The sequence below is a fragment of the Lyngbya sp. CCAP 1446/10 genome, from assembly GCF_026130175.1.
In the GTDB taxonomy this organism is placed as follows: domain Bacteria; phylum Cyanobacteriota; class Cyanobacteriia; order Cyanobacteriales; family Microcoleaceae; genus Microcoleus.
In genome coordinates, this window is record NZ_JAIGNI010000073.1 from 1 (window position 1) to 26,051 (window position 26,051).

Sequence of the window (26,051 nt, forward strand, 5' to 3'; positions counted from 1 at the left end):
CTTCGACGGGTATCGGGTAGGTCTGCGAAGGCTTCGACAATGGCAATTTGAGACATGACATATCATGTGAATGACTACAATACTTTATTATCATATCAGCTACTCAACCAGAATGAAATAGCCCTGGATAAGTGGGGTTGTTACCATCTAGCTGCAAGCCTTTTTTGTGCGTGATAAACATCGGTACTTGCGTACCGTCTTTGCTGGGATAAAATACTTGTTTTGTCTCGTAATCCTCTGGATTGAAATCAACCTTTGGCTGCCGATAAATCGTACTTTCATCCGTCAGCATATTGTAGCGATAGATTGTATTCGGAGTCGTGAAGCTGGTGTAAGCATAAAAGCTTTCCGTGTCCTGCCGCTTGCCGCCGAATCCTCCCGCCGAACCGATTCCCGGTAAAGCAATATCTCGCACAAAAGAGCCGTCTAGGTTGAATATTTTAATCTGAGTGTAGGCGTCTTTCAGGTAGGAAGCAATAAATTGATTATTGAGGATGCCAATGCCTGCGAGGGTTTCGGCTGCTTCCGGGATAATTTCTGTGAATTGACCTTGACTGTCAGCGCCAGCGAGAGATGATGGTGGTGGGTTGTTGGTGTCGATCGCAATTACGCGGCCCAGCGGTGCATTCAAGTCCGTTTGAAACCAGAACAATGAGCCTTCGTTATCAATGAAACTGTACTCAGCCTCGAATTTGTTAATGAGTTCGACAATGCTTGATTCCGGTGCGGTTAAATCCTTGTAAAAAATTAGGTTTTGCGGGTTAGTGCCGAGCCAAACTGATACAATCAAATACTTGCCGTCTTCCGTAACACCACCGCTAAAGCCCCATTCTTTTTCGTCAGGGCGATCGCAAATTAATACATCTTCAGATTGCGGAGTGCCGAGCTTGTGGTAGAATAGCTTTTGATAATAGTTAACGTCTTCGTGTTTAGTTTTTTCGTTTGGTTCATCGTAACGGCTGTAAAAAAAACCTTTACCGTCTTGAGTCCAGGATGCTCCTGAAAATTTAAGCCACTTTAAATGGTCTGATAAATCTTCCCCTGTTTCGACATTGCGAACTTTCCATTCTTGCCAATCGGAGCCAGAAGTTGACAAACCGTAGGCCATGAGTTTGCCGTCTTCAGTGATAGCTATGCCACCGAGAGCGACGGTTCCATCTTCCGAAAAAGTGTTGGGGTCAAGTAATACTTTTGGTTCGCCGTCGAGAGATGGTAAAGTATAGAGTACGGATTGATTTTGCAGACCGTCATTCTTGTAGTAGAAATAGCGATCGCCCTCTTTGAAAGGTATGCCGTATTTCTCGTAATCCCAGAGTTTAGTCAGTCGCTGTTTAATCTTTTCCCGCGCCGGAATTTGGCTGAGGTAGCCGAAGGTGACTTGGTTTTGAGCTTCCACCCAGGCTTGGGTTTCCTCTGAGTCGGGGTCTTCCAGCCACCTGTAGGGGTCGGATACTTGGACGCCGTGGTAATCGTCTGTTTGGTCGATTTTGCGGGTTGTGGGGTAGCTTAAAGGGCGATCGAATTTAGCCATGTTTTTCACTCTTAGTAATTTTGTTCAGTTTAACCTTTTTTGCAAAATTGTCATTGGGAGCCTCAGCCAAGCAATCGCACAGCCTTGGAATCTAGCAACAATTCGGACAGTTTCAGTGCTTGTACATCAATACACTTCAGTTAACAATTGTCCGAAGAGAGTAACGAAGCAATCGCAGAGTCTATTTTTCAAATGGCTGTTAATCTCTTGAGGTCTTATTTGAACTTTCACGGCTGATAAATGGGGCGAGAAACCCGGTTTTTACAATTTTTGCATTAAGTGACGATAAATATACAAAGAAACCGGGTTTCTGGGGTAAACCTAGTTGATTCAACTATAGCAAATTTTCACCTAATCTAATTCCCTCCTTCCTTCCAAAGCGCGAGCTAATGTTACTTCATCGGCATATTCCAAATCTCCCCCCATCGGCAAACCAAAAGCGATGCGCGTCACTCGCGTAAAAGGTTTTAATAAATGACCGATATAAAGAGTAGTAGTTTCGCCTTCTACACTGGGACTAATCGCAATAATTACTTCACTAATTTTTTGCTGGCTGACGCGCCGCACTAACGGTTGAATGTTCAATTGTTCCGGGCCAATTCCATCCATCGGCGAGATAACACCGCCGACAACGTGATATTTACCGATGTATTCCCGCGTTTTTTCTAAGGCGATTACGTCGCGGGATTCTGACACTACACAAATGGTAGAACTGTCGCGGTTTGTGTTGCGGCAAATGTCGCAAACAGGTTCAGCGGATAAGTGAAAGCATACCTTACAAAAACCCACTTGTTTTTTGGCATCAATCAATGATTGAGCTAGGGCTTGCACGTCTTCTTCTGGTCGCTTTAAAATATGCAAAGCGAGTCGCTGTGCTGTTTTTGGCCCGACTCCTGGTAAGCGCTGCAATTGTTCGATTAAACGGGCTAAGGGTCGAGTGTACATAAAATGAAGGAAGAAGGAAGAAGGAAGAAGGAAGAAGGAAGAAGGAAGAAGGAAGAAGGAAGAGGGAAGAAGGAAGAAGGAAGAGGGAAGAAGGAAGAAGGAAGAGGGAAGAAGGAAGAAGGAAGAGGGAAGAATAATATAAATTAGCCTCCGCTGATTTTAGCTTTGTAGCCCAATTTTTTGAGAATTTCGGCTATTTTTTGTTTGTGCTCGCCTTGAATTTCGATTTCGTTATCCTTCACTGTACCGCCTGTGCCGCATTGGGCTTTTAGCTGCTTGGCTAAATCTGCTAAAATTTCTGGTTTTCCCTGAAATCCGCTAATCACTGTAACTGTTTTGCCGCCGCGTCCTTTTCGGGATGCTTCTACTTTCAGATTTTGTTGATTTGGGGCCACTTCCGGGACTCCCCGTTGGAGGGCGGCGGAGTTGTCAACGTTGCCAAACTCGGAGTAAACTACTCGTTTGCTGTCGGTTGTTTTGTTGTCAGAATCTTTGCGTTTGGATGCTGCCATATGTTATAATGCCTGAACTTTTTTTACGGGTATTTCTAGTTTTAGCGGGTTGGGGTAAGGTTGCGATCGCTCGGAATGCGCTCCATATTCTACCTATTGTATTAACCAGTCAAGGATTCAAGGAATTATAATGAAATTTGTTCGATCGCCTCAAGTCCCAAGCGATTTGGTACGATCGACTTGCGCGTGCGATCGACACGCCAGCCTCTAGCTTACCTGCGAATCTAAAAATCTAAAATCTAAAATCTAAAATCCTATGACTGTCACCCCCCTACGTTTCACCACCGAAATCACCGCCCAACGCCCCGACTCCCTCGGCAGATTCGGCAAATTCGGCGGTAAATATGTGCCAGAAACCCTGATGCCGGCTTTATTCGAGCTAGAAGCAGCTTTTCACAAATACCGAAAAGATCCGGAATTCCAAGAGCAACTCCAAGGATTGCTCAAAGATTATGTCGGCCGCCCCAGCCCTTTATATTTTGCCGAACGCCTCACAGAGCATTATGCTAAAGCAGACGGCACTGGGCCGCAAATTTATCTCAAACGCGAAGATTTAAACCATACTGGAGCTCACAAAATTAACAACGCTTTAGCTCAAGCATTGTTAGCAAAACGCATGGGGAAACAGCGGGTAATTGCTGAAACTGGTGCCGGTCAACACGGTGTTGCTACTGCTACAGTTTGCGCTCGTTTTGGTTTGGAATGCGTTGTCTACATGGGCGTTCAGGACATGGAAAGACAGGCTTTAAATGTGTTTAGAATGCGCTTGATGGGTGCCGAAGTGCGGCCGGTGGCGGCGGGTACGGGAACGCTGAAAGATGCGACTTCCGAAGCGATTCGCGATTGGGTGACAAATGTTGAAACTACTCATTATATCCTTGGTTCCGTAGCGGGGCCGCATCCTTACCCGATGATGGTGCGCGATTTCCATGCAATTATCGGTGAAGAAACCCGCGCTCAGTGTCAGGAAAAGTGGGGTGGTTTGCCGGATATTTTATTAGCTTGCGTCGGTGGCGGTTCTAATGCAATGGGTCTTTTCCACGAGTTTGTCGGGGAAGAAACTATTAGATTGATCGGTATAGAAGCGGCGGGCGAAGGTGTGGATACTGATAAACACGCTGCTACTTTGACTAAGGGAACTGTGGGTGTTTTGCACGGGGCGATGAGTTATTTGCTGCAAGATGATGAAGGTCAAGTGATTGAGCCACATTCGATTAGTGCTGGTTTGGATTATCCTGGTGTGGGGCCGGAACACAGTTATTTGAAGGATGCGGGACGGGCTGAATATTATAGCGTCACTGATCAGCAAGCTTTGGATGCTTTTCAACGGCTGTCGCAGTTGGAGGGGATTATTCCGGCTTTGGAAACTGCTCATGCGATCGCCTATTTGGAGACTCTGTGCCCGCAGTTAACGGGGAGTCCGCGCATTGTGCTTAACTGTTCGGGACGCGGTGACAAAGATGTGAACACTGTGGCGAAGGTTCTAAATATCTAGTGGTAGCGGAATTTGGGGCGATCGCTCTGTAGAAATCGGTAACAATTAACTTTATTTGTCATTCAAGTTCATGTCCAAAGCTTTGGTTTTGATTTCTTTAGGATTGTTGACAATTCTGCCTAATTGTGGTCAGTCCTTTTCTGCGCGATCGCTCCCACAAGATTCTATGAATACTAATGTTGCTTTGACGAGTTCAATTGCTGACTTAGAAAAAGCTGTTAACCAACAGATCAATCAATATCGAGCCTCGAAAAAGTTGCCGCCGTTGACTGTCGATCCGCGAATTAGTCAGATTGCCAGAATTCACAGCGAAAATATGGCGAGTGGGAAAGTTAAATTTAGCCACGATGGATTTGAGGGGCGGGCGAAAGCAATTACTGTTCCCTATCAAAGTGTAGCTGAAAATGTTGCTTACAATTTTGGCTACAGCGACCCGGTTCGCAATGCTGTTGAGGGTTGGATTAAAAGTGATGGCCACCGTAAGAATATCGAGAGTCAATTTAATTTGACTGGTATTGCGATTGCGAAAAATGCCAAAGGGGAGTATTATTTTACTCAGCTTTTTGTCCGTAGTAGATAATTTGTTAATGGTTAGTGGTTAGTGGTTATTTGTTAATGGTTATTTGTTAATGGTTATTTGTTAATGGTTATTTGTTATTTATACCACTAACCACTAACCACTAACCACTAACCACTAACCACTAACCACTAACCACTAACCACTAACCACTAACCACTAACCACTAACCACTAACCAAGAATGGAATTTCCAGATTTTCAAGTGTGCGATGGCGATATTTCCGATGCTCTGTTATCTTATTATTTGACTGCGGAGGCGATCGCCGTTGATACAGAAACGATGGGTTTGCTACCGTGGCGCGATCGGTTGTGTTTGGTGCAGTTGTGCGATCCTGAAGGTAAAGTAGCGGCGGTGCGGATTGCGAAAGGCCAGACGGCGGCGCCGAATTTAAAAAAGTTAATGGAAGTTCCGAATATTGAGAAAGTATTTCACTTTGCGCGCTTCGATTTGGCAACAATGCGTTACAATTTAAGTATTGACATTGCACCTGTTTTCTGCACGAAAATAGCCAGCAAGCTAGCTAGAACTTACACTAACAGACACGGACTTAAAGAGTTAATCCAAGAGTTGGAAAAAGTAGAACTCAATAAGACTTCTCAAAGTTCGGATTGGGGAAATTCTCAGCATCTTTCAGATGACCAACTTAGCTACGCCGCGAACGATGTCCGCTATTTGCTGAGCGCTAAACAAAAGTTGACGGCTATGTTGCAGCGAGAGGAACGCTGGGAAGTTGCACAGCAATGTTTTCAGTGTTTGCCTGTTTTTGTAACTTTGGATTTGTTGCAGTACGATAAGATTTTTGAACACGGCTAATCTAGCAGAAGGAAGAAGGAAGAAGGAAGAAGGAAGAAGGAAGAATCAATAAAAGCAAGGGTCTCAGCAATTTTAAAGGCTGACGTATGGGTGCCTGAAACCCGGTTTCTATGAGTTTTGCGAAGAGGAACCAGAAATATAGGAAGAAACCGGGTTTCAGAAGTACGCAAGTCCGATCGCGAAAATCGCCATTTATTCCTAATTAGAACCCGTCGGGATTGTGTTCGTGCATCAAAGCTTCAAGTTGGCCGTCAACATTTCTGACAACTTGTTCCAAAGCGGGTAAACCTTCCAAAGGTAAAGGAGAAAGCCGAGTTCGATCGCGAATTTGATTCACTTTCCGCTGCAATTCTTGGGCCAGTTGCAGTGCATCCCGACTCAAATTAGACAACTGCTGCTGCTGGTAAAACCTCAAAGCTGCTCCCCGCAATACTTGCAGCGTGGCTTCTTCCTTGCCGCCCACAGCCATTACTCGCAAGCGCAACAGCAAATGAGTTTTTCCATAGATGCGTTCTACTTCGACTTGTTTGGGATGTTCCACCGGCGAAACAGGCATATCTGTCAGCCGCTTCAACTCGTCGATGACTTCTTGGAACAGGACAGGATCGATCCCTTCGAGGATCGATTTCAAAACGCCGTCTTGACTCCAAAGAATGCGGCCTTGCGAGGGCCGCTCAAAAAACAGCCTACCGATACCGTCTAGCAGCACTCTACCGAGCAATTCTTGCAGCAGTTGGGGCGCGGGCAAAGTTGCCAAAACTTCGACGGGGCTTGACAAGTACAATGCCTCGACATCCAAAACCGGCACCTCTGCTGGTGTCGGGTAAACTTCAGCGCTTGCTGGTTTGATTGCTGCGGAGGTCGCTTGAAACCGATCGCTAGCGGGAATGGAAGGTTCGGGGAAAGACACCGGGGTTTTTGCTTCGGATGCGGAATTTGCTGGTGCGGGATTTTTTGGTGTTGGGGCTGCTGCGGTTTTTGTCGGGCTGGGTTCTTTGACTTGGTTCCCGTGGAGCAAGTAAGCTGAGAGCATCGAGCGTTGAGTTTCCGAGGAAATTTGCTCGGTTGTGACTGAGCAATTCATGTAAGCTAAAATCCGCTGCACGTAGTCCAAGGCGGAGTCATCTTGAGCATCCACTACGCCCAATTTAAATAGATTGCCTTCTAGAGATAAAGGCAAAACTTGATAATAAAGGCAAGCTTCAAAGGGGACAACTGTGTCGATTAGTTGAAATATTCGATCGGAGTCCATGTCCATTGTCGCCGCCAAGTCTGTTGAAGATGTATGTACCATTAGCTGCTCTTTAGTCGGAAGCACGATCGATCGCGCCACAACAACCTGATTGATATAATTAAACGCTGCAACTTCCCTGACGGAGACATTCGTCTAAAAACCGGAAGCTTCGATCAAATAAAAATCCTCAGTCTCAGAATTTTTTCCCTTCTGTGTTGCCGTTTCAATATCTACTGAAAGATTTACAGTTAGATGATGACTTGCGCGCTGATGGCGAACACTCGATCGATCGCGATCGATTGAGCGGCTGACAACGACAGAACGATCTCATTAATTCGCAAGTATTGCATCTGCACCACAATCGATGACTTGCGAGCAACGGCTAAATTGAGGATTTGTTAAAAAATCCTGACAAATCGATCGCGCTGCTCATATTTTACCCCACAGAGTTCGCGGCGAGGCTAACGATCGAGATATCCTTAGGCCGGGCTGCGATATCCCGATCGATCTTACCTAATTCGTCGATCGCGCCAATGGCGATCGGCGAATTTTCCAGGAAAAAAATCGCAGGACTCTGTAGCTATTCGGGAATTGATTAGTAGCACGCATTCTGCAAAATCCTACTGTCAATTAAGAATTAGCAATTGCCCGCAACCAATGGCCGATCTAGTCGTTACGGAGGGATTGAGCGGCTAAATAGAGTTTACTCCACTCGCCGATGACTTGATTGGTTTTTAACTTTAATTCAGATGCGATCGCCTCTACACTTTTCCCTGCCTTCAGCGATTCGACCAACTGCCGCTGCACCGGCGTGAGGTTTTGTAAATATTGCTGCCACTGGGCGGGAGTCAAACCCAAATTGTGTTCTTTGAGCGAAGTTTCCAGCCAGCTAGCGACTAATTCCGGTGCTTGTTTGACCGCAAAAACGCGGATTGCGTGGTAGCTTACTTTTTCCCGCAAGCGGTAAATTTGCTTGATTGGAACGTTCAAATCCTCAGCAATTGCCTCTTGGGAACGGCCTTGTAGGTAAAGCCGCAGCCAGCGGGAAGCCAGCGGATCGACTTCAGCCGTCAAGTAATTCTCAAATTCTTGTTGGACAATCTGCCGCTGAGCTTGCCGATCTTCCCAAGCTTGATTTTCTCGATACTCGGACATCGCCTGGGCGTCGAGCAGGCTGAGCGGTTCCTCTGTATCGTCGGGTAGAATCTGTTCCGACACCAACCGCACCCAATCTCCCGCCGGGACTTGCGTTAACCCGCCCCGCTGGGAACGCCGCAGGTAGTTGACAAAGCGGTAAACCAGCAGCGGTTGGTTGCGAATTGGCCGCAAACAGTATTCTTCTGTACTCGCTAGTAGCAAAGCATTTCGCAGGCGTTTGTCTGTTGTGCATTCGGCAATCCAGGCGACTTGCTGCTGGAGGTAGCGATCGGAATTCAGCATTTCCTGAATCACTTCTTGCAGTACCTCCACCGCACTCCGCTGTCTGTCGCGACTCAGGGAAACCCACGCTTGGATTTTTTGCCGGAGCACCACCAAACCGCCCAGCCGCCCGATCAAGTTGCGGTAAGCTCTTTCTGGCGCTACTCCCAGATACCGCTGCTGTAAAATTCGATATAAAAAGTCGATCGCCCCGGAGGCGACGTTAAATTGAGTCGGAGCAAGAGTGTCAAATCTTTCTGGCTTGTCTCCCAACAGCCAGCGGACAACACTCTCGCGAGTGCTAGAACTCTCCTGCGGGCAATCTTGTTCGAGTCGAGACTTCCAATCTTGTGCTAGTCTTTCCGCCAAGGTCATGGGCTGTTGAGCTATTGTCTTTCACCCCGATTTTACGTGGTATGCTGATCATTTGAGTCTTTTTTGGATCTAATTAGATTTGCGTATCGGTAAAATAGTTCCATTGCGCGATCGGCGATCGCCATTCCAGGCTCTTTTTCACTGCCGATCCATAACTTTTGTAACGATCGAACGGGCAGATTAATTGCCCATTGACAAAAACACCTAACTCTGTTATATGCCTAACTTTTTATTAGAACTCGGTACCGAAGAATTGCCCGCATCTTTTGTCGCAGGCAGCGCCCAGCAGTGGCAGCACCTCATACCTGCAACTCTCGCAGAACAATCTTTGACAAATGACTCAATTAATGTATACGCTACTCCAAGGCGTTTGGCAGTTCTGATCAAAGGATTGCCAATCAAGCAATTAGACAGAACAGAAGACGTAAAAGGGCCGCCCGCAAGTTCGGCTTTTAAAGATGGGAAACCGACAAAAGCAGCCGAAGGTTTTGCCAAAAAACAAGGCGTAGAAATTGATGCTTTGGAAGTTCGCGCTACCGATAAAGGCGATTTTGTGTTTGTGCTCAAACAGATTCCGGGGCGGATGACAGCGGATATTTTGACTGAACTTGTGCCGCAGTGGATTAATAAGTTAGAAGGTAAAAGATTTATGCGGTGGGCTGACGGAGATTTGAAGTTTCCGCGCCCAATTCGATCGATCGCAGCGCTGTTAGATGATACTGTACTGCCGATCGCCCTGGTGAGCGGTTCGGATACAGTTAAGAGCGATCGCATTTCCCAAGGACATCGAGTGCTGCACCCGCAACCAGTCTCGATTCGGCAAGCCGAGGATTATGTCGAGTGTCTGCGGGCTGCTTGCGTGGAAGTCGATCGCACCCAACGCAAAATCCAAATAAAAGCACAAGTAGAAGCCGCAGCGACAAAACAAAGCGGTTATGCAGACATCACCGAAGATTTGTTAGAAGAAGTCACCGACTTAGTAGAATGGCCGAACGCAGTTATCGGCAACTTTGACGAAGAATTCTTGATGTTGCCGCCGGAAGTAATCACCACAATTATTGTTACCAACCAGCGCTATTTCCCAATCCTGAAAAGCCCAGATTATCCCGAACTTTTGCCATACTTCATTACAATTTCCAACGGCGATCCAGCAAAATCGGCGATTATTGCCGCCGGTAACGAGCGAGTTGTGCGGGCGAGATTAGCAGACGGTCAGTTTTTCTACAAAGCAGACTTGGCCAAGCCTCTAGAGGATTATTTGCCAAAGTTGGAGACAGTCACTTTCCAGGAAGATTTGGGTACAGTGCGGGAAAAGGTCGATCGGCTGTGCAAGATTGCCAACCTCATCACCACGCAACTGCAAATAACAGATGAAGAACAAGCTTACATAGAAAGAGCAGCCTTACTTTGCAAAGCCGACCTCGTTACCCAAATGGTTTACGAACTTCCCGAAATGCAAGGAATCATGGGGCAGAAATACGCCTTAGCCTGCGGCGAACCGGAATCAGTAGCAACAGCAATTTTCGAGCATTATTTGCCCAAAGCCGCCGGAGGCAATTTACCGCAAACTCTCACAGGTCAAGTTGTCGCAATCGCCGACAAATTAGATACATTAGTCAGCATCTTCGGCTTGGGAATGCTGCCAACTGGTTCCTCCGATCCCTTTGCTTTGCGTCGCGCCGCCAATGCCATAACTAACATTATTTGGGCGGCTCAGTTGCCCATCAATTTGCACCAACTACTTGCAGAAGTTGTCGCCGAATTTACCGCAGCGCGCCCCCAAACATCGGCGGAGTTGCTATCGCAGTTATACGAGTTTTTCCTGCAAAGAATTCGGACTTTGTTGCAAGAAGAAAAAAATGTAGATTACGATTTAGTGAATGCAGTTTTGGGAGAAAACGACCCAGAATATACTGAACGAGCTTTGAGAGATTTGTTGGACGCGCTGGAAAGAGCGCTTTTCCTGCAACAAATCCGCAATGACAAGACTTTGGATCGAATTTACGAAACAGTTAATCGTTCAACTCGTTTGGCGGCTCAAGGCGATTTGGATAAAGTACAATTGGAACCGAAAACTGCGGTGAAACCAGAGTTATTTCAAAAGTCGTCAGAACAAGCTTTTTACGATGCAGTGGTGCAGTTGGTGCCGCAAACGCTGCTATCGAAGCAAACCCGCAATTATCAGCTATTGGTAGATAGTTTGACTGAAATTGCTCCGGCTGTGAGCAGCTTTTTTGACGGCCCTGAAAGTGTTCTAGTGATGGATTCCGACCCGGAAATTAAGCGCAATCGCTTGAATTTACTGGGTTTGCTGCGGAATCACGCGCGGGTGTTGGCTGACTTTGGGGCGATCGTGAAGGGTTAGAATTAAATTATATTGAGGGCGGGGACTCCGGCACACCACAAGAGTTTCAACATTCTTGAAGTGCAATTTAACTGATTTTTAGCTTAACGATATTCTGTCATTCTGAGCGTGGGCTATGGCCAATGCTAAGGCTGAGAATGACAATCTTTTGCGTAATTCCTGGTTTTCTTAGTGGAGTCTTTAGTTAGGCTATTCTTCAAGGGTGCGAGCGATACGGCTGTTTTTATAACACAACATCAACCAAGAATCTGAAATATGAATGACAGGCAGTTTTTTCAGCAAGTAGTAAAATATTCTACGATGACCTCCTCGCCTTACTGGAACATGATACGTTTCCTCATTTTCTGCGGGTTGATGGTTGTAACATATCAGCGATCGGGCGATGGGTCTTTCGTTTTTATTTTCTTTTTTACCTTCTTTGTGTTTTTATTAATGCAAAGTGAGGTAAACAAGCGTATAGCAAGAGAGATTGTTCGCTTGGGAGATCGGATAGAAGAACTTGAGAGACGCAATCCTTAAAAATCCCCATTATTAAAGATAGCTAGGCATAGACAAAGAGTAAATCTATTAGAATTCTTGCGAAACCGCGCGCGTCTCAGCAGAGTTCGATCGCCCTATTGAAAATTAAGCCGAATGGCCAATAGCCAAAAACCCATGCAAGGTTAAGATATTAACTTATAAAACCAGGAAAGTTCGCTCCATCACATAACTTATGCCGATCGCTCACATCATTGGATTAGGAAAATCAGGGAATGCCGCCGCCCGACTGCTCAAACGCGAAGGATGGGAAGTAACGGTGAGCGATCGCTCATCGCCCCCAAACCTACTCGAACAACAACAGCAACTAGCTAGCGAAGGCATCAAACTGGAGTTAGGTAAATCTTTTGAACCTGACAAATCCATAGAATTAGTAGTAGTAAGTCCAGGGGTTCCCTGGGATATTCCAGCATTAGTGCGCGCCAGGGAATTAGGAATAGAAACAATCGGAGAAATGGCACTGGCGTGGCGCTATCTCAAATCTCCTTGGGTAGCAATTACTGGCACTAACGGCAAAACTACGACTACTGCTTTAATTGCTGCGATTTTTGCGGAAGCCGGACTTTATGCTCCGGCTTGCGGCAACATTGGCTATGCTGCGTGCGAATTAGCTTTAGCTGAGAAACCGCCGGATTGGGTAATCGCCGAAATCAGCAGCTATCAGATAGAATCATCGCCGTTTGTAGCGCCGCGAATCGGAGTTTTGACGACTTTGACTCCCGATCACCTCAGCCGCCACAAAACTTTAGAAAATTATTACAACATTAAAGCCCATTTGCTGAAAAAGTCGGAATTGCAAATCATCAACGGCGATGATCCTGTTTTGCGGCAGCAAGGAGTTGACATTTGGCCTGATGCGTGTTGGACGAGTGTCAAAGGTGAAAAAGAATTGTTGGGAAAATGCAGTTTTGGAGCGTACATTGAAGACGGTTGGGTAATCGCTCAAAGCGAGAAAATTTTGCCTGCTTCGTCTTTGCGGATGGTGGGAGAGCATAATTTGCAAAATTTGTTGATGGCGGTGGCTGCTGCTAATTTGGCGGGAATCGATCAAAGTGCGATCGCCCGCGCTATTGCTAAATTCCCCGGAGTGTCGCACCGTCTCGAACACATCCGCACTTGGGAAGGTATAGATTTTATCAACGACAGCAAAGCGACTAATTATGATGCGGCGCAAGTCGGGTTAGCTGCTGTCAGCGCGCCGGCGATTTTGATTGCGGGCGGCGATCCCAAAGAAGGGGACGATCGCGCTTGGATCGATACAATTAAGGCGAAAGCTGTGGGGGTGCTGTTAATTGGGGATGCGGCAGGTATTTTTAGCGATCGGCTAGAACAAGCGAATTATAATGCTTGGGAAATCGTTGAAACAATGGAAAGAGCAATTGCGAGGGCGGCAGAATTAGGCAAACAAAATCATGCTAAAGTCGTGTTGCTTTCCCCAGCTTGTGCTAGCTTCGATCAATACCAAAGCTTCGAGCAGCGAGGCGATCATTTCCGTCAATTGTGTCTCGAATCGCTACCTGAAGAGTAGGGCTAAATATAGATTATCCCTGAGAAAAATCAGGCTTTTGTAGGGGGTAGGCACGGGACACTACCCCTACACTTGTTGAACCAAGCATATTGTGCTATCATTAATTAAGCCTAATTAGCGTTGCCAGATTTTCATGCAGTTTGAGTGGAATGAAGCGAAGAATCTAGATAATATTCGCAAACATGACATTGATTTCGTAGATGTCCCTGAGATGTTTGATAGTCCAATGCTAATTGAGCTAGACAATCGTTTTGATTACGGCGAAGACCGTTGGTTCGGTATCGGTTTCCTCGGTAACGGCATCGCGGTTGTTGTTTGGACAGAACGGCAGAATGACCTGATTCGGATCATTTCAGCACGAAGGGCAAATAGATATGAGCGCCAAAAACTTGAGCAATACCTCTCGTACTAATTGGGAAGCATTGGAGAAGATGGAAGATGAAGGGATTGATTACTCTGACATTCCACCGTTGACGGCAGAGTTTTTTGAACACGCTACTTTAAGAATTCCTGCACCTCAAGCACAGCGATTAGTTCAAATTGATCCAGATGTTTTGCAGTGGTTCCAAGATCAAACCGGAGAACATAGAGCTTTAATCAACTCGGTTTTACGTCGCTATATAGAAGGCAGTAGTGAGCATTCATCAGTATAAAACAATACGCTTGGGTTGACAAGATAATTGCTCCGGGCGCATTTCACAAAGATTGAGAAGTAACCTAGTCTCTGCGATTACTTTCCCATAGTGCAATGACAAATAATGTTAACCCAAGCGTATTGATATATGACTATGTTTGACCTTAAGTTGACACACCTTGGGCGAAGCGTAGAGGAGGGAATGCCATTTTCGGTGTGGGTTCCCGCAACTTTATAGATTCGCAATCCCTCAAGCAGTCTTCCAAATATCATTAATTCTCGCCTGTTGTTCCCATTCTAGCTCATCAAAAACTAGCATCATTTCCTCATGAGTGTAATCAATAATGATGGCGGCTAATTCATCGACAGTTTCCGCTTCCAGCATTGCTACTTTCAATTTAGTCATTGATTCTTTATCCATTAACGCTAAAACTTTAATCATTCCCTCACTTTTATGTTAATTGTGCGTGCAAATCTCTTTCAGTTTTGCATTAAAACTAGAAACATCAGCAGCACTGATTGTATCAGAATACTGTAAGGAAATTTGAAAATCTTCGCGACAAAGCTGAGAGCGCAATGTTTCATCAAACTCCAATATATTGACTGTTGAAGCGATATTTTTTGACAACAAAAAAATTGCTATTTCCCTTTCCAGTTGGCGATTTCCTTGCTCAAAGAAATCTTGAGAGTTAGAACGAAACAAACCGCTATTGATTTGCCCAATTGGGTTAGGTGTCAGCGATTGAGCCGAGACAGCAGCCGGAAATGCCAAAGATGCTGTTAGCCACAAGCTAGGAATTATCTTTTTGAGAATGCTGTTCATAACTGTCGGGAGGATTTTTCACCTCAATTGGTTTTTCGTCTTCTGATTCGCTTGCTAATTCATCTTCTAATTTAAGTTTTTCTTGCCACTCGGTAAGCTGCTGAAAAAGTTTCTGGTTAATTTGAAATACGGGTTTGTTGGTTTCTGACATATTGACTCCTGAAGATTTTTGAAAGAGTTAAATTTATGGGTAAGGTGCGCACTGCACACCCTACTAATATTAGTTATAGCTGTGAAACTTTTACCAGCGACATGATGATGCCAATCAAGGAACCGCCCAGTAAAGTTAAAGTAGCTAAGGTACTAATGCCAAATCCTGCGGTTCGTTTTTCCGCCGCTTGATAGTAACCCCAAGCAAACAAAATGCGTCCAACTATCCAAACTGCGCCGATACCGGCGGCCCAAATTGGGCTAACAAATTGCGAAAACAGCCACAGCGAGGGCAAAAATAGAATCATTTGCTCTAAGGTGTTTTGCTGAACTCGCACTACTCGCTCAAAGTCTGGGTTTCCTGTCATCTGCGGAGGGGAAACTTTGTATTTGAATCTGGCTCTGCCGACGTTGATGGTGACAACGAAGTAGAGAATTAATGCTGAAACAGTAATTAGACTGGGCCAGAGTGTGGCGTTTGCTTCTGCGAGCATGATTTGGGATTATTCGGATGGAGTATATATCTTAATTATAAATCAATTATTGTCGATCGCGTCATTCATCGCGATCGAGTAATTCAAGCAACGGGATTTGGTGTAACTGCTGGCTATACGCGCGAGTTGCAACTCTCGCGTATGCTGGCTTATTTATATTGTCGGCTACACCCCTGAATCGCTTTTGTATAGGAACAGTAAACAAAGGTTAATAAAGTGTGAATTGTTAATAGGTGAGTAGAGAGGTTATCCCATCCCTACTCGCTTGCGGGTCTACAATTCAATGACTGCGAGTTTCTTTTTACTCTTTTGGTCGCAAAGAACTACGGTATTGTAAGGGGAGGTATCAGTTCCTAATGGGACGGCGCTTTTAACGTTACCCATATTTCCTGTGAGTTCGCCTAGTTCTATGGATTTATTTAAATTTCCATCTATCGCTAGGTATGCACTCAATTTTACTTTGGAATTTGTGACTTCTAAATCCTTAAAAACTACGGCCTCTCCTGCTTCAGGATCGATCCCCAGAATGACCGTCCCGTGCGCGACAACCGAACTTTCTTCGTCATCTACGTTACCCATCTTGATGTCAGCGGGGTCTTGACCGTCCATAGCTAAATCTCCTCAAATGTTTGTTGATTTTAAATACTTTTTAGCTTATATTAATGACGGAGCAATGACAACGATCTTAAGACGGATATTCCGCATCTCGATCGCTATACCGTTAGTAAGAGAAAAAGGTTAGTGTCATGAATTATTCATGACACTAACCTTTTTTAGCTAACGCATTCTTAGTCCTGATCTTGTTGAATACAGCGCTGCTGATAAATTTGAGCCGCTTTATCTGTGGGATTGCGGCGCAGGCACTCAGCAAACAATCGCTCCGCATCTCCAAGCTTTTGCAAATGGTAGAGTACCAAAGCTTCTTCAAACACTGTTCTCGTGGCTACCTTGCCCTCATAAGTCTCAGGGGGATCGGCATCGAAAACTTCAAAAATCGATACCGTTTCTGATTTGCCTTTAACTTGTACGCGATCGATCAGGCGGATAGCATACTGGTTAGAATCTGGCAAAGAGTAGAAAGTTTCGTGACTAATTAACATCGAAACCCCATATTTTTTAGTCAAGCTTTCTATCCGCGAGGCCAAATTTACTGCATCGCTAATCACCGTGCTATCCATCCGGTTTTTTCCCCCAACCGTGCCGAGAATTAAAGAACCTGTATTGATGCCAATGCCAATCTTAATCGACACGTATCCAGAAGCAGCGCGATGTTGATTATATTCGGCAAGACGATGCAGCATATCAATACCTGCTTTGACGGCATTATCTGCCTCGCCGCTAAATAGAGCCATAATTGCATCGCCAATATACTTGTCAATAAATCCTTCGTTTGCAGTAATGGCTGGCTCCAGACGTGACAAATAGGCATTAATAAAGTTGAAATTGTCTTGCGGAGTCATACTTTCCGACAAAGTTGTGAAGTCGCGAATATCGGAAAAGAGTACCGACATTTCCTGTTGAACTTGGTCGCCTAATTTAACATCAACAATGCTTTCTTTATCCAGGATTTGGAGGAATTGGCGGGGGACGAAACGCTCAAAAGCCTGGTTAAGTTCGCTGAGATTATTGTAGAGACGCGCATTTTCAATAGAAATAGCTGCCTGGGAGGAGAGTAGGTTTAAAACTTCCAAGCGATCTGGAGTAAAAGCGTCTGTGGTTAGATTATTTTCTAAATAGATAATTCCTACCAGTTTAGCTTGATATTGGAGAGGGAAGCACAGAATTGATTTAGGCTTATGCGCTTTGATGTAGGGGCAATTAGCAAATTTAGGGTCATTTGCAGCATCGCTCAATACTACACTTTCCCGCGTGCGAGCCACATAGTTAACAATTGTGTGAGAAATGAAAAGTTGATCCCCAAGTTCCCACGCTGACTTGACGGGGATTGACTGCAACACAGTCACGCTCTCTTGATCCACAGAACCTTCAGCTTCAATCAGCAATTTGCCCTTAATTTCTAGAATCAAAAAGCCCTTTTGTGCTCCGGCATTCTCAATAATAATCTGCATCAATTTCGCCAGCAATTTATCTAGCACAATTTCCTCGGATAGCGTTTGTGAAGCTTTCATGACTGTGTTAAAATCCAGCTCAGAAGAAGTTCTCCAGCCAGTTGTGGTAGGCGGCGTAGATGTTCTTGTGCTGAGAGTTCCCCTATCTGAATATCTTTTTGGTAATAATTGTGGATAGCGTTTATCTAGATAGCTAACTTTAGCCGTCGCTCCCCAGCGGAGATAACAATAGCGGGCATCTTGCATATAAACTTGGGCGATTTTATCTTGATCTAAACCGAGATAAAACTTAGCGGCGAGTTCGTGCGCCAGAGCTTCTTCATTAATGTATTCATGTTCTTTAGCAAGAGCAATAGCTTTTTTGTAATAGTCCATTGCTATCATCATCCCTCCTTGAACCCGGTGCAATTCTGCTTCCACCAGATAAAACTTGTGTAAATGATTCATCGGGGCATGATACGCCCATTTATTGAGTTTTTTCTGATTAGATTGCACCTTTCCAGATAGGCGCTTTTGCTGGATTTTTGAGAGGGAAGAATACACAGCAATTCTTGCAAGGGAATCGTAAAGATAAAATAACGTACTAGTTAGCATCGCTGCTGCACTATCTATATATTTTTCCGCTAATACCGCATTGTCTAGCGCTTTCTCGTACTCTCCAAATAGATAACAGAGTGTCAGTTCTCCAAGATATGTATGAAAAAGTATAGTTTGGTCATTCGCCTCAACATCAAGGGGTAGTCTTTTCTACTCGTCATAAACATCACCAATTAAAAGGCAGGGATTTTTTGATTGCCCCATCAAATTCAGAACCGTTTGCCGATTTATATTAAGGTAATAAAAGTTTCGCTCTTGCTTTAGTTTTTGGATAGTATCACTGTATTTTACTGCCTCCCGATCGACAACACCTAACTCCAGTCCCACGCAATAGGAATTGTAGGAGTTCCACAATATGGAATATGTCCCATATTCTAAATCTCCTGTTTCTAGTCCGCTCGAATATGCAAGCAGTAAAGGCTGTAATGTCTGCCTTCCATGCTCTTTGTAATGCCTGATCAAGTAATTAAAAATAGAGATTACTTTAGTTTTCACGCTTCTAGCGTTGAGCCGCTCTGATAGACTTAAAGCTAGGTTGCCAAATTTATAGCCGGATTCAATATCTCCTAATACTCCGCAAAGAATAAACCCATAAGATGCATACACAATTGACGAGAAGGAAGCATTACCGTATTTGACCGATATATTGATACCTTTACAAATAACCAGCGGTAATAGGTTAGGAGCAGCTATATAGGAAGCAGAAATTATAATCGCTAGAATACGAATTGCTGCCAACTTATTAGGTGCAGTCATTTCCGGTAAGTCGATTAAGTCCTCAATTCGTTTGCCCAACAAGGCTAACTTTGTCCCTGTCAAACCGAGTAAGACATCTAAGTTACTGGGCTTTTTAGGCAAACTAACTCCCAACAGCTTCAGAACTGTTAGTCCAGTATCAACTGCTTCTAATGGCTTGTTCTGCGTTAGATAAGCAGAGATTTTAACTTCATAAACTTTCACCTTATCCAGCAATACTTTGCCCTGTTGCAGCACGACTGGAACTAATCTCTCCATTTCATCGAATTGACCGCACAAATAGGCAGCTTCTGCGGCTTCTACATACAGAGAAAGTGTAGTATCGTACTGCGTCTGCCAACTTGACCCCCCTTCACTTCCCCCTTTGCTAAGGGAGGACTGAGAGGGGCTCAACAATTCTAAGCCGCTTGTTAGGTAGGTAAGGGCGGGTTGAAAAGCGGCTGAAGCTTTTGCTTTCTTGCCAGCTATTAGGTTTAACTTTGCCAATTCATCTCGTTTCTGCTGGTTTTCGAGCAGGTTGGTGCCGAAATTCAATTGATTAACAATGTCAAAGATTTTTTCCTCTTGCTGCTGGAATGGGGTATTACTCAGGAGTAGCTGACCGATTTGCAGATGGTAGGCTTGCTTGCGGTGTTCGGGAATGAGAGAATAGGCGGCTTGTTGGATGCGATCGTGGGCAAACTTGTAAGCTACCTCGAATTCATCAGGATTTCGGTCTGTTTGCAGAAATTTGTAATCATCTCCCACTGGAACAATTAGACCTTCTCGCACGGCTGACCAGAGTTCGTTTGCCGTTTCTTTTTGCGGCTTTTCACCTACAATCGAGAGCATCTTTAAATCAAATTGGTTGCCAATACAAGCAGCCGTTTTTAATACTTCTTGCGTCATTTCTGGTAGTTTTTGAATTTTTTGAGTCATCAACTCAACGACATTATCAGTAATACCTCGTGCTTGAATTTGATCTAAATCCCACTGCCAACTGCCACTGAGAAAATCGAAATCTAATAGGTTTTCTGTATAAAGCGACTGGAGAAACTCTTTCAGGAAGAACGGATTACCCTGAGTTTTGGCAAGCAATAATTCGGCTAATGGCTTTGCTTTTTCTGCGTCGCACTTAAGCGTATCGACAATTAATTGATTGATACAAGTTAAATCTAAGGTTGAGAGCAAGATGGAATTTACAGTTGCTCCAGCTTTTTGAATTTCTGATAAGGTAATTTTTAAGGGATGGGCTGCACTGACTTCATTATCCCGATAGGCTCCAATTAGCAGTAGATACGAACTATCTACATCAGTCATGATTAACTGCATTAATTTCAGAGTAGCGGAGTCTGCCCACTGTAAGTCATCTAGAAAGATAACTAAGGGATGCTCTTGTTGACAAAAGACATGAATGAAGTTTTGAAAGACTAAGTTAAACCGATTTTGGGATTCAGTCGCTGCTAGCTCTAGGATGGCTGGTTGCTTGCCAATAATCAGTTCGATTTCAGGGATGACATTAATAATAATTTGTCCGTTGGCTCCTAATGCTGATAGGAGTTGATCGCGCCATACGTGTAGTTGTTCGGATGTTTCAGTTAGCAGTTGTCGAACTAATTCTCGAAATGCACTGACGATAGCACTGTAAGGAATATTTCGCTGGAATTGGTCAAACTTACCAGAAATGTAATAACCGCGTCGTTCGGTAATGGGTTTATAGATTTCTTGAACTAATAATGATTTACCAATACCAGAATAACCAGCAACGAGCATGAGTTGGCTGCTGCCATTAGCTATCCGGTCAAAAGCTGCGAGTAACGTTTCAATTTGGCTTGACCTGCCATAGAGCGTTTGTGGGATTTGAAATCTATCAGAAATATCTTGTTCGCCTAAAACAAAATTTTCTATTTTTTTACCACTTTCTAGCTGCCTTAGACATAGCGCCAAATCGTTTCGGATCCCTAAAGCATTTTGGTATCGTTCCTCTGCTGTTTTTGCCATTAGTTTCATCACGATTTCTGAAACGACTACAGGAATTGCGGGATTAATTACATGGGGTGGGACGGGTTGTTGAGCAATATGACAATGAACCAACTCCATTGCATCGATCGCGTCAAAAGGCAATTGGTTTGTCAATATTTTATAGAAGGTAACTCCCAGCGAGTAAAAATCTGTACGGTAATCGATCGCTCGATTCATCCTGCCTGTTTGTTCGGGAGAAATATAAGCTAACGTCCCTTCTAAAACATTAGGGCTTTTTAAGGCAGTGCTTTCCCTTGATAAGGCTGTGGACAAGCCAAAATCAATAATTTTTAATTCTCCCGTTTGAGAGTTAAACACAATATTGGACGGGTTAATATCTTTATGAATAACGTTTGACTGATGAATTCTCCCCAGGGTTTCAGCGATTTGAATGGCGGTTTGGAGAAATTCTAATAAAGTAAACTGTCTTTTTTCGAGTAATATCCCTAAAGATTCCCCGCCGAAATCCTCTAATAACATTACCAGCGTGTTGTTATGTCTTCGTAGCTCGTAAGCCTTAACAACTCCTCCGAAGTCTAAGCGGCGGGTGATTTCATATTCCTGCTGGTAACGGACAAGTTCGGCAGGGGTAGGATAGTCTTCTTTGAGTAATTTCAGGATCAGCGGTTGGTTATCCTGTTCTCTAATTCCCCGATAGACTAGCGAGTTGGCGCTTTCGTAAATTTGGGCTAAAACTTTAATTCCAGGGAGTCTAATCATGTTTGGCTCTCCATTTTTGGTACTTGTGAATCTTGCGCGCAATAGTCAGCGACTACTGATAGCACTCGATCGCCTTGGCATAGTTGCTCAAGGAAGCGTAAATATTTCGCAGATTCCCCAATGCTGCCCCTTCACCTCGGCGGTCTTTAATCTCTCGGTAGATAGTCAATGTCTGTTGACTAAAGTGTAATCAACCCTGGAACCCTTCTGAGTTTAGCTCAAAGTTGGCTGACCGTTGTTAAATTGCAGGCGACTGGATTTTAACAACAAAAACTGTTACCTTCTTCGATCGCGAAAAGCGCTGATCAGGCACTTCCCATAAAACTCGCTGCCCGTGGCGTTACAATGAACGCCCTTGCTACATATAGCAATCCTGTTTGACACGAGCATTTCAATGCAGCAATTCTTCTATTTTTTGCTGGTTCCACAAATACTGATAAAGCCCTGTTTGCTTTACCAATTCTGCGTGAGTGCCACTTTGCACTATTTCTCCTTTTTCCATGACGAAAATGCGATCGGCACTAGCAGCCGCGGACATTTGGTGCGAGATGAAAATTACGGTTTTGCGATCGGTTCCGGTTGCTAAGTTATTCAAGATATCGGTAGCAGTTTGATTGTCCACGCTGGAAAGAGCGTCATCTAAAATGAGCACGGGAGCGTCAACTAATAAGGCTCTAGCTAGTGCTGTCCGCTGCCGCTGTCCGCCGGATAAGGTAATACCACGCTCGCCGACAACTGTTTTGTACTGCTGCGGAAAGTTGAGGATTTCGGGGTGGATTTGGGCTTGTTTGGCGGCTGCTTCAATTTCCGGCTCTTCTGCTAAAGGGTTGCCGTAGCGGATGTTATTCTTAATCGTAGTACCGAATAGAAAGCTTTCTTGGGGCACGTAGGCGATCGCCCCGCGCAACTCCCTCAACTTCACCTCAGTAATATCCTGCCCGTCTACAAACAACTCGCCCGGATCGATATCCAGCAAGCGCGGCAACGCATTAGCCAAGGTTGATTTGCCAGAGCCGATCGCCCCGACAATTGCGACAGTTTCGCCAGATTTGATGGTAAAACTAACATCCTTGAGTGCGGGTATCTTAGCACCGGGATAGGTATAATTCAAGTTGCGGGCGACTATTTCGCCTTTGACGGGAGTTGGCAGTTCAAGTGCATTCGCAGCATCCTTAATGCTCGGTTCCACCATCAAAATTGATTCGATGCGATCGACACTGACTTCTCCACGCTGGTAAGCAGTAATTGTGAAACCTAACAGCGCCGTCGGAAATACCAAACGCTCGACATAAATCAGCAGCGCCACAAAATCGCCGATGCTAATTTCGCCCTTAGCAATTGCCCCGCCACCCGCAGAAAGCAGCACCAACAAACTGATGCTTGCCAAACCGCCCAGCAGCGGAAAAATAAAGTTTCGAGTTTGTGCTAATGTCAAATTTGCTGATAGCAACTTGGCATTACAAGCGCGAAATGCTCGGCGTTCATTTTCTTCTTGAGCGTAGATTTTAATCACGGACATCCCGCTCATATCTTCTTGAATCAAATCGCTCATCGCCGATAGTTCTTCTTGCACGGCTAATTGCTGGATGCGAAGTTTGTCGCTAAATAATTGCACCAAAACTAGCATTAAAGGATAAACTGCGATCGCCAATAGCGTCAGCCGTACATCAATCCCCAACATCACCGGCAAACTCAAAGCATAGGCAAATGTCGTATTCGCCAAACTCAGCACTGCAAAACCCACCAAGCGGCGAATATTGTCCAAATCGGAAGTGGCGCGGTTAATTAAATCCCCTACCGTATTGACAGCAAAATAAGACGGTTCTAATGTTAATAAATGATTAAATATTTGCTGTTTTAGGTCAAATTCTACTTGACGCCCCACGCCAAACAGCAGAATCCGCGACACCATCCGAATTCCCCACATAATTGAGGCGAGGAGCAGAATCAGGAGGACGTAGTTGAAAACTTGGTCAAATTTAGTGGCAACTTGGAGAGTGTCAATGGCATTCCGAATCAGCAGGGGAATGTAAACGCCCACAGCATTGACGATTAATAGCGAGAAAACGCCCCCAAATGTGGGTTTCCAGTGCGGGCGCATATAGGAAATGAGTTTTTGCAGTCGAGAATAACGAGCCATTATGTTAAGTCAGAAGGAAGAAGGAAGAAGGAAGAAGGAAGAAGGAAGAAGGAAGAAGGAAGAAGGAAGAAGTCAGTAGTCATTAGTCATTAGTCATTAGTCATTAGTCATTAGTCATTAGTCATCAGTCATCAGGAAGAGGTCGGAGGGAAGAGGGAAAAAGTTAAGAATTTTTTGAATGAAAATTCTGCTTTGGGATGACGGGTTATCAAAATTGGGTTTGGATTTGGAGCAAAAGCCGATCGCCCGAAATGGCACAAATCACATTATATCTGCGGAGAAACCACAGTGCCGTCTCAAAAGCCACCCGCACTCCTCGCCCAAACCCCATCCGCCCCAATTATCCCCCGCACGGCTGAGGCGCGCTACAATCTAAAGTCGATCGGCTTAGCACTCAGACTCAGAGAGTGCTAAATTTGCTATGTAAGCCAAAGAAGACAAACATGACCAAAATAATTGCATTTAGCGACAAATCTCGGCGGGCACTAGAACGCGGCGTAAATCAACTCGCCGATGCAGTCCGCATCACCTTGGGCCCCAAAGGCCGGAACGTCCTACTCGAAAAGAAATTCGGTGCTCCCCAAATCGTTAACGATGGTATCACCGTTGCTAGGGAAATTGAACTCGAAGATCCTCTGGAAAATGCCGGCGCTCGCTTAATTCAAGAAGTCGCCTCCAAAACTAAAGATATCGCAGGCGACGGCACCACCACCGCCACCGTGATCGCTCAATCCCTGATTCGCGAAGGTTTGAAGAACGTCGCAGCAGGCGCAAATCCAGTCGCGCTGCGCCGCGGTATTGAAAAAACGATCGCCCACTTAGTCCTAGAAATCGCCAAATTGGCGAAACCAGTCGAAGGATCTGCCATTGCTCAGGTCGCCACGGTCTCCGCCGGTAACGACGAAGAAGTCGGCGCCATGATTGCCCAAGCAATGGAAAAAGTCACCAAAGACGGCGTAATTACTGTTGAAGAGTCGAAATCTCTGTTAACAGAATTGGAAGTTGTCGAAGGGATGCAGTACGATCGCGGATATCTTTCCCCGTATTTCGTCACCAACAACGATCGCATGGAAGTTGAGTATGAAAACGCTCGCATCCTGATTACCGACAAAAAAATCAATTCCATTCAAGAACTAATTCCGATTCTTGAAAAAGTCGCCCGCACCGGTTCACCGCTGATCATTATCGCCGAAGATATTGAAGGTGAAGCTTTGGCAACTTTGGTAATTAACAAAGCACGCGGCGTGTTGAACATCGCAGCTACCAAATCTCCTGGTTTTGGCGAGCGACGCAAAGCCATGCTACAAGATATCGCCGTTCTGACCGGCGGTCAACTGATTTCTGAAGAAGTCGGACTCAGCATTGATACCGCAACACTAGAAATGCTCGGTACCGCTCGCAAAATTACGATCGACAAAGAAAACACCATCATTGTCGCTGGCGACGAACACAAAGCAGACGTGCAAGCACGGATCGAGCAAATCCGCAAGCAGCTAGAAGCGACGGATTCCGACTACGACACCGAAAAATTGAGCGAACGCATTGCCAAACTCGCTGGCGGTATTGCTGTAATCAAAGTAGGCGCAGCTACCGAAACCGAGCTCAAAGACCGCAAATTGCGCATTGAAGATGCTCTCAACGCTACTAAAGCTGCTGTGGAAGAAGGCATTGTTGCTGGAGGCGGGACGACGCTGATTCACCTGATTACAAAAATAGATGCAATCAAAAAGACTTTAGACGCTGAAGAACAAATCGGCGCTGACTTGGTTGCGAAGGCTTTGGAAGCTCCTTTGCGTCAAATCGCTGATAATGCGGGCGTTGAAGGTTCGATCGCGATCGAGCGAGTGCGCGCGAGCGAGTTGAACATTGGTTACAATGCTCTCACCGACGTGTACGAAGATATGATTGCCGCTGGAATTATTGATCCGGCCAAGGTTGTGCGATCGGCTTTACAAAATGCCGGTTCCATTGCTGGTATGGTGTTAACCACCGAAGCTGTGATTGTCGAAAAACCAGAGAAGAAAAAAGCTGGTGGCGACATGGGCGACATGGGCGGCATGGGCGGCATGGGTGGCATGGGCGGCATGGGCGGCATGGGCGGCATGGGCGGCATGGGCGGCATGGGCATGATGTAGTCATTAGTCATTAGTCATCAGTCATTAGTTTGCAGCTAAAAACTGCCTGGTGACTGCTGGCGTTTGAGACAAAAAAGCCGTCTGTAACGTCTGTAGGGTGCGCCTCGCGTACCTTACGCTATTTGATGATCAACTAAGATTTTCCCCATCTCCCCCTCTCCCCATCTCCCAATCTCCCCAGCTCCCCATCTCCCCCTC

The 26,051-nt window shown here is 45.2% G+C and carries 21 protein-coding genes and 2 pseudogenes; 11 read left to right on the forward strand and 12 right to left on the reverse strand.

Annotation, left to right across the window (positions count from 1 at the left end):
- Positions 1-127: 127 nt before the first annotated feature.
- Both K4039_RS23490 and recR read right to left on the reverse strand, forming a co-directional pair.
- Positions 128-1,531 (reverse strand): annotated as a pseudogene (locus K4039_RS23490) (prolyl oligopeptidase family protein); the annotation flags it as partial.
- A 351-nt stretch (positions 1,532-1,882) separates the two neighbouring features.
- Positions 1,883-2,476, reverse strand: a complete 594-nt coding sequence (gene recR, locus K4039_RS23495; RefSeq protein ID WP_265238932.1) for a recombination mediator RecR — start codon at positions 2,474-2,476, stop codon at positions 1,883-1,885.
- A gap of 3 nt (positions 2,477-2,479) precedes the next feature.
- Between recR and K4039_RS23500 the strand changes: the two genes are divergently transcribed.
- Positions 2,480-2,623: a hypothetical protein gene (locus K4039_RS23500; RefSeq protein WP_265238933.1), complete on the forward strand. Its 144-nt coding sequence runs from the start codon at positions 2,480-2,482 to the stop codon at positions 2,621-2,623.
- Here the strand turns inward: K4039_RS23500 and K4039_RS23505 are convergent.
- On the reverse strand, positions 2,620-2,988 hold the full coding sequence (locus K4039_RS23505; protein ID WP_265238934.1) for a translation initiation factor: 369 nt from the start codon (positions 2,986-2,988) through the stop codon (positions 2,620-2,622). The two genes, K4039_RS23500 and K4039_RS23505, sit on opposite strands and share 4 nt — an antisense overlap.
- 256 nt (positions 2,989-3,244) lie before the next feature.
- On the opposite strand from K4039_RS23505, the gene trpB reads away from it, so the two are divergent.
- The 3 genes from trpB to K4039_RS23520 all read left to right on the forward strand — a co-directional run bounded on the left by trpB (position 3,245) and on the right by K4039_RS23520 (position 5,876).
- Positions 3,245-4,483, forward strand: coding sequence for a tryptophan synthase subunit beta (gene trpB / locus K4039_RS23510; protein WP_265238935.1), 1,239 nt, complete (start codon positions 3,245-3,247; stop codon positions 4,481-4,483).
- A gap of 166 nt (positions 4,484-4,649) precedes the next feature.
- Positions 4,650-5,063 (forward strand): CAP domain-containing protein, encoded by a 414-nt coding sequence (locus K4039_RS23515; RefSeq protein WP_265238936.1) that lies wholly within the window; start codon positions 4,650-4,652, stop codon positions 5,061-5,063.
- Between the two features lie 180 nt (positions 5,064-5,243).
- On the forward strand, positions 5,244-5,876 hold the full coding sequence (locus tag K4039_RS23520) for a ribonuclease D (protein ID WP_265238937.1): 633 nt from the start codon (positions 5,244-5,246) through the stop codon (positions 5,874-5,876).
- 202 nt (positions 5,877-6,078) lie between these two features.
- Here K4039_RS23520 and K4039_RS23525 read toward each other — a convergent pair whose 3' ends face one another.
- The gene (locus K4039_RS23525) at positions 6,079-7,170 is read right to left on the reverse strand and encodes a hypothetical protein (RefSeq protein ID WP_265238938.1); all 1,092 of its coding nucleotides are present in this window, start codon (positions 7,168-7,170) and stop codon (positions 6,079-6,081) included.
- Positions 7,171-7,505: 335 nt separating this feature from the next.
- Between K4039_RS23525 and K4039_RS23530 the strand changes: the two genes are divergently transcribed.
- Positions 7,506-7,709, forward strand: a complete 204-nt coding sequence (locus K4039_RS23530; protein ID WP_265238939.1) for a hypothetical protein — start codon at positions 7,506-7,508, stop codon at positions 7,707-7,709.
- A 67-nt stretch (positions 7,710-7,776) separates the two neighbouring features.
- Here K4039_RS23530 and K4039_RS23535 read toward each other — a convergent pair whose 3' ends face one another.
- Positions 7,777-8,904, reverse strand: coding sequence for a HetZ-related protein 2 (locus K4039_RS23535; RefSeq protein ID WP_265238940.1), 1,128 nt, complete (start codon positions 8,902-8,904; stop codon positions 7,777-7,779).
- A 217-nt stretch (positions 8,905-9,121) separates the two neighbouring features.
- Between K4039_RS23535 and glyS the strand changes: the two genes are divergently transcribed.
- From glyS to K4039_RS23555, 4 genes are all read left to right on the forward strand, one after another.
- Positions 9,122-11,269, forward strand: coding sequence for a glycine--tRNA ligase subunit beta (gene glyS / locus K4039_RS23540; protein ID WP_265238941.1), 2,148 nt, complete (start codon positions 9,122-9,124; stop codon positions 11,267-11,269).
- A 712-nt stretch (positions 11,270-11,981) separates the two neighbouring features.
- Positions 11,982-13,334 (forward strand): UDP-N-acetylmuramoyl-L-alanine--D-glutamate ligase, encoded by a 1,353-nt coding sequence (gene murD / locus K4039_RS23545; protein ID WP_265238942.1) that lies wholly within the window; start codon positions 11,982-11,984, stop codon positions 13,332-13,334.
- A 133-nt stretch (positions 13,335-13,467) separates the two neighbouring features.
- Positions 13,468-13,746 (forward strand): BrnT family toxin, encoded by a 279-nt coding sequence (locus K4039_RS23550; protein WP_106150566.1) that lies wholly within the window; start codon positions 13,468-13,470, stop codon positions 13,744-13,746.
- Positions 13,709-13,987 carry a BrnA antitoxin family protein gene (locus K4039_RS23555; protein ID WP_265238943.1) on the forward strand — a complete coding sequence of 93 codons (279 nt, stop codon included), beginning with the start codon at positions 13,709-13,711 and terminating at the stop codon, positions 13,985-13,987. The genes K4039_RS23550 and K4039_RS23555 overlap by 38 nt, the downstream gene beginning before the upstream one ends.
- A gap of 231 nt (positions 13,988-14,218) precedes the next feature.
- Here K4039_RS23555 and K4039_RS23560 read toward each other — a convergent pair whose 3' ends face one another.
- From K4039_RS23560 to K4039_RS23590, 7 genes and pseudogenes are all read right to left on the reverse strand, one after another.
- Positions 14,219-14,374 carry a hypothetical protein gene (locus K4039_RS23560; RefSeq protein ID WP_265238944.1) on the reverse strand — a complete coding sequence of 52 codons (156 nt, stop codon included), beginning with the start codon at positions 14,372-14,374 and terminating at the stop codon, positions 14,219-14,221.
- A 51-nt stretch (positions 14,375-14,425) separates the two neighbouring features.
- On the reverse strand, positions 14,426-14,791 hold the full coding sequence (locus K4039_RS23565) for a hypothetical protein (RefSeq protein ID WP_265238945.1): 366 nt from the start codon (positions 14,789-14,791) through the stop codon (positions 14,426-14,428).
- Positions 14,760-14,942, reverse strand: a complete 183-nt coding sequence (locus tag K4039_RS23570; protein ID WP_265238946.1) for a hypothetical protein — start codon at positions 14,940-14,942, stop codon at positions 14,760-14,762. The genes K4039_RS23565 and K4039_RS23570 overlap by 32 nt, the downstream gene beginning before the upstream one ends.
- Before the next feature lie 73 nt (positions 14,943-15,015).
- Positions 15,016-15,435 (reverse strand): MAPEG family protein, encoded by a 420-nt coding sequence (locus K4039_RS23575; RefSeq protein WP_265238947.1) that lies wholly within the window; start codon positions 15,433-15,435, stop codon positions 15,016-15,018.
- Positions 15,436-15,708: 273 nt separating this feature from the next.
- Positions 15,709-16,044 carry a hypothetical protein gene (locus K4039_RS23580; protein ID WP_265238948.1) on the reverse strand — a complete coding sequence of 112 codons (336 nt, stop codon included), beginning with the start codon at positions 16,042-16,044 and terminating at the stop codon, positions 15,709-15,711.
- A 179-nt stretch (positions 16,045-16,223) separates the two neighbouring features.
- Positions 16,224-21,578, reverse strand: a pseudogene (locus K4039_RS23585) (AAA family ATPase).
- Positions 21,579-21,969: 391 nt separating this feature from the next.
- Positions 21,970-23,718 (reverse strand): ABC transporter ATP-binding protein, encoded by a 1,749-nt coding sequence (locus K4039_RS23590; protein ID WP_265238949.1) that lies wholly within the window; start codon positions 23,716-23,718, stop codon positions 21,970-21,972.
- 178 nt (positions 23,719-23,896) lie between these two features.
- Here K4039_RS23590 and K4039_RS23595 point away from each other — a divergent pair, with 178 nt between their 5' ends.
- Both K4039_RS23595 and groL read left to right on the forward strand, forming a co-directional pair.
- Complete coding sequence (locus tag K4039_RS23595) at positions 23,897-24,094, forward strand: hypothetical protein (RefSeq protein WP_265238950.1); 198 nt, start codon at positions 23,897-23,899, stop codon at positions 24,092-24,094.
- 67 nt (positions 24,095-24,161) lie between these two features.
- Positions 24,162-25,853: a chaperonin GroEL gene (gene groL / locus K4039_RS23600; RefSeq protein WP_265238951.1), complete on the forward strand. Its 1,692-nt coding sequence runs from the start codon at positions 24,162-24,164 to the stop codon at positions 25,851-25,853.
- Positions 25,854-26,051 lie beyond the last annotated feature (198 nt).

Bases quoted from the DNA above. Each gene is read 5' to 3' on its own strand.
- recR (WP_265238932.1), bottom strand. From the start codon at position 2,476: ATGTACACTCGACCCTTAGCCCGTTTAATCGAACAATTGCAGCGCTTA.
- K4039_RS23500 (WP_265238933.1), top strand. From the start codon at position 2,480: ATGAAGGAAGAAGGAAGAAGGAAGAAGGAAGAAGGAAGAAGGAAGAAG.
- K4039_RS23505 (WP_265238934.1), bottom strand. From the start codon at position 2,988: ATGGCAGCATCCAAACGCAAAGATTCTGACAACAAAACAACCGACAGC.
- trpB (WP_265238935.1), top strand. From the start codon at position 3,245: ATGACTGTCACCCCCCTACGTTTCACCACCGAAATCACCGCCCAACGC.
- K4039_RS23515 (WP_265238936.1), top strand. From the start codon at position 4,650: ATGAATACTAATGTTGCTTTGACGAGTTCAATTGCTGACTTAGAAAAA.
- K4039_RS23520 (WP_265238937.1), top strand. From the start codon at position 5,244: ATGGAATTTCCAGATTTTCAAGTGTGCGATGGCGATATTTCCGATGCT.
- K4039_RS23525 (WP_265238938.1), bottom strand. From the start codon at position 7,170: ATGGTACATACATCTTCAACAGACTTGGCGGCGACAATGGACATGGAC.
- K4039_RS23535 (WP_265238940.1), bottom strand. From the start codon at position 8,904: ATGACCTTGGCGGAAAGACTAGCACAAGATTGGAAGTCTCGACTCGAA.
- glyS (WP_265238941.1), top strand. From the start codon at position 9,122: ATGCCTAACTTTTTATTAGAACTCGGTACCGAAGAATTGCCCGCATCT.
- murD (WP_265238942.1), top strand. From the start codon at position 11,982: ATGCCGATCGCTCACATCATTGGATTAGGAAAATCAGGGAATGCCGCC.
- K4039_RS23550 (WP_106150566.1), top strand. From the start codon at position 13,468: ATGCAGTTTGAGTGGAATGAAGCGAAGAATCTAGATAATATTCGCAAA.
- K4039_RS23555 (WP_265238943.1), top strand. From the start codon at position 13,709: ATGAGCGCCAAAAACTTGAGCAATACCTCTCGTACTAATTGGGAAGCA.
- K4039_RS23560 (WP_265238944.1), bottom strand. From the start codon at position 14,374: ATGACTAAATTGAAAGTAGCAATGCTGGAAGCGGAAACTGTCGATGAA.
- K4039_RS23565 (WP_265238945.1), bottom strand. From the start codon at position 14,791: ATGAACAGCATTCTCAAAAAGATAATTCCTAGCTTGTGGCTAACAGCA.
- K4039_RS23570 (WP_265238946.1), bottom strand. From the start codon at position 14,942: ATGTCAGAAACCAACAAACCCGTATTTCAAATTAACCAGAAACTTTTT.
- K4039_RS23575 (WP_265238947.1), bottom strand. From the start codon at position 15,435: ATGCTCGCAGAAGCAAACGCCACACTCTGGCCCAGTCTAATTACTGTT.
- K4039_RS23580 (WP_265238948.1), bottom strand. From the start codon at position 16,044: ATGGACGGTCAAGACCCCGCTGACATCAAGATGGGTAACGTAGATGAC.
- K4039_RS23590 (WP_265238949.1), bottom strand. From the start codon at position 23,718: ATGGCTCGTTATTCTCGACTGCAAAAACTCATTTCCTATATGCGCCCG.
- K4039_RS23595 (WP_265238950.1), top strand. From the start codon at position 23,897: ATGAAAATTCTGCTTTGGGATGACGGGTTATCAAAATTGGGTTTGGAT.
- groL (WP_265238951.1), top strand. From the start codon at position 24,162: ATGACCAAAATAATTGCATTTAGCGACAAATCTCGGCGGGCACTAGAA.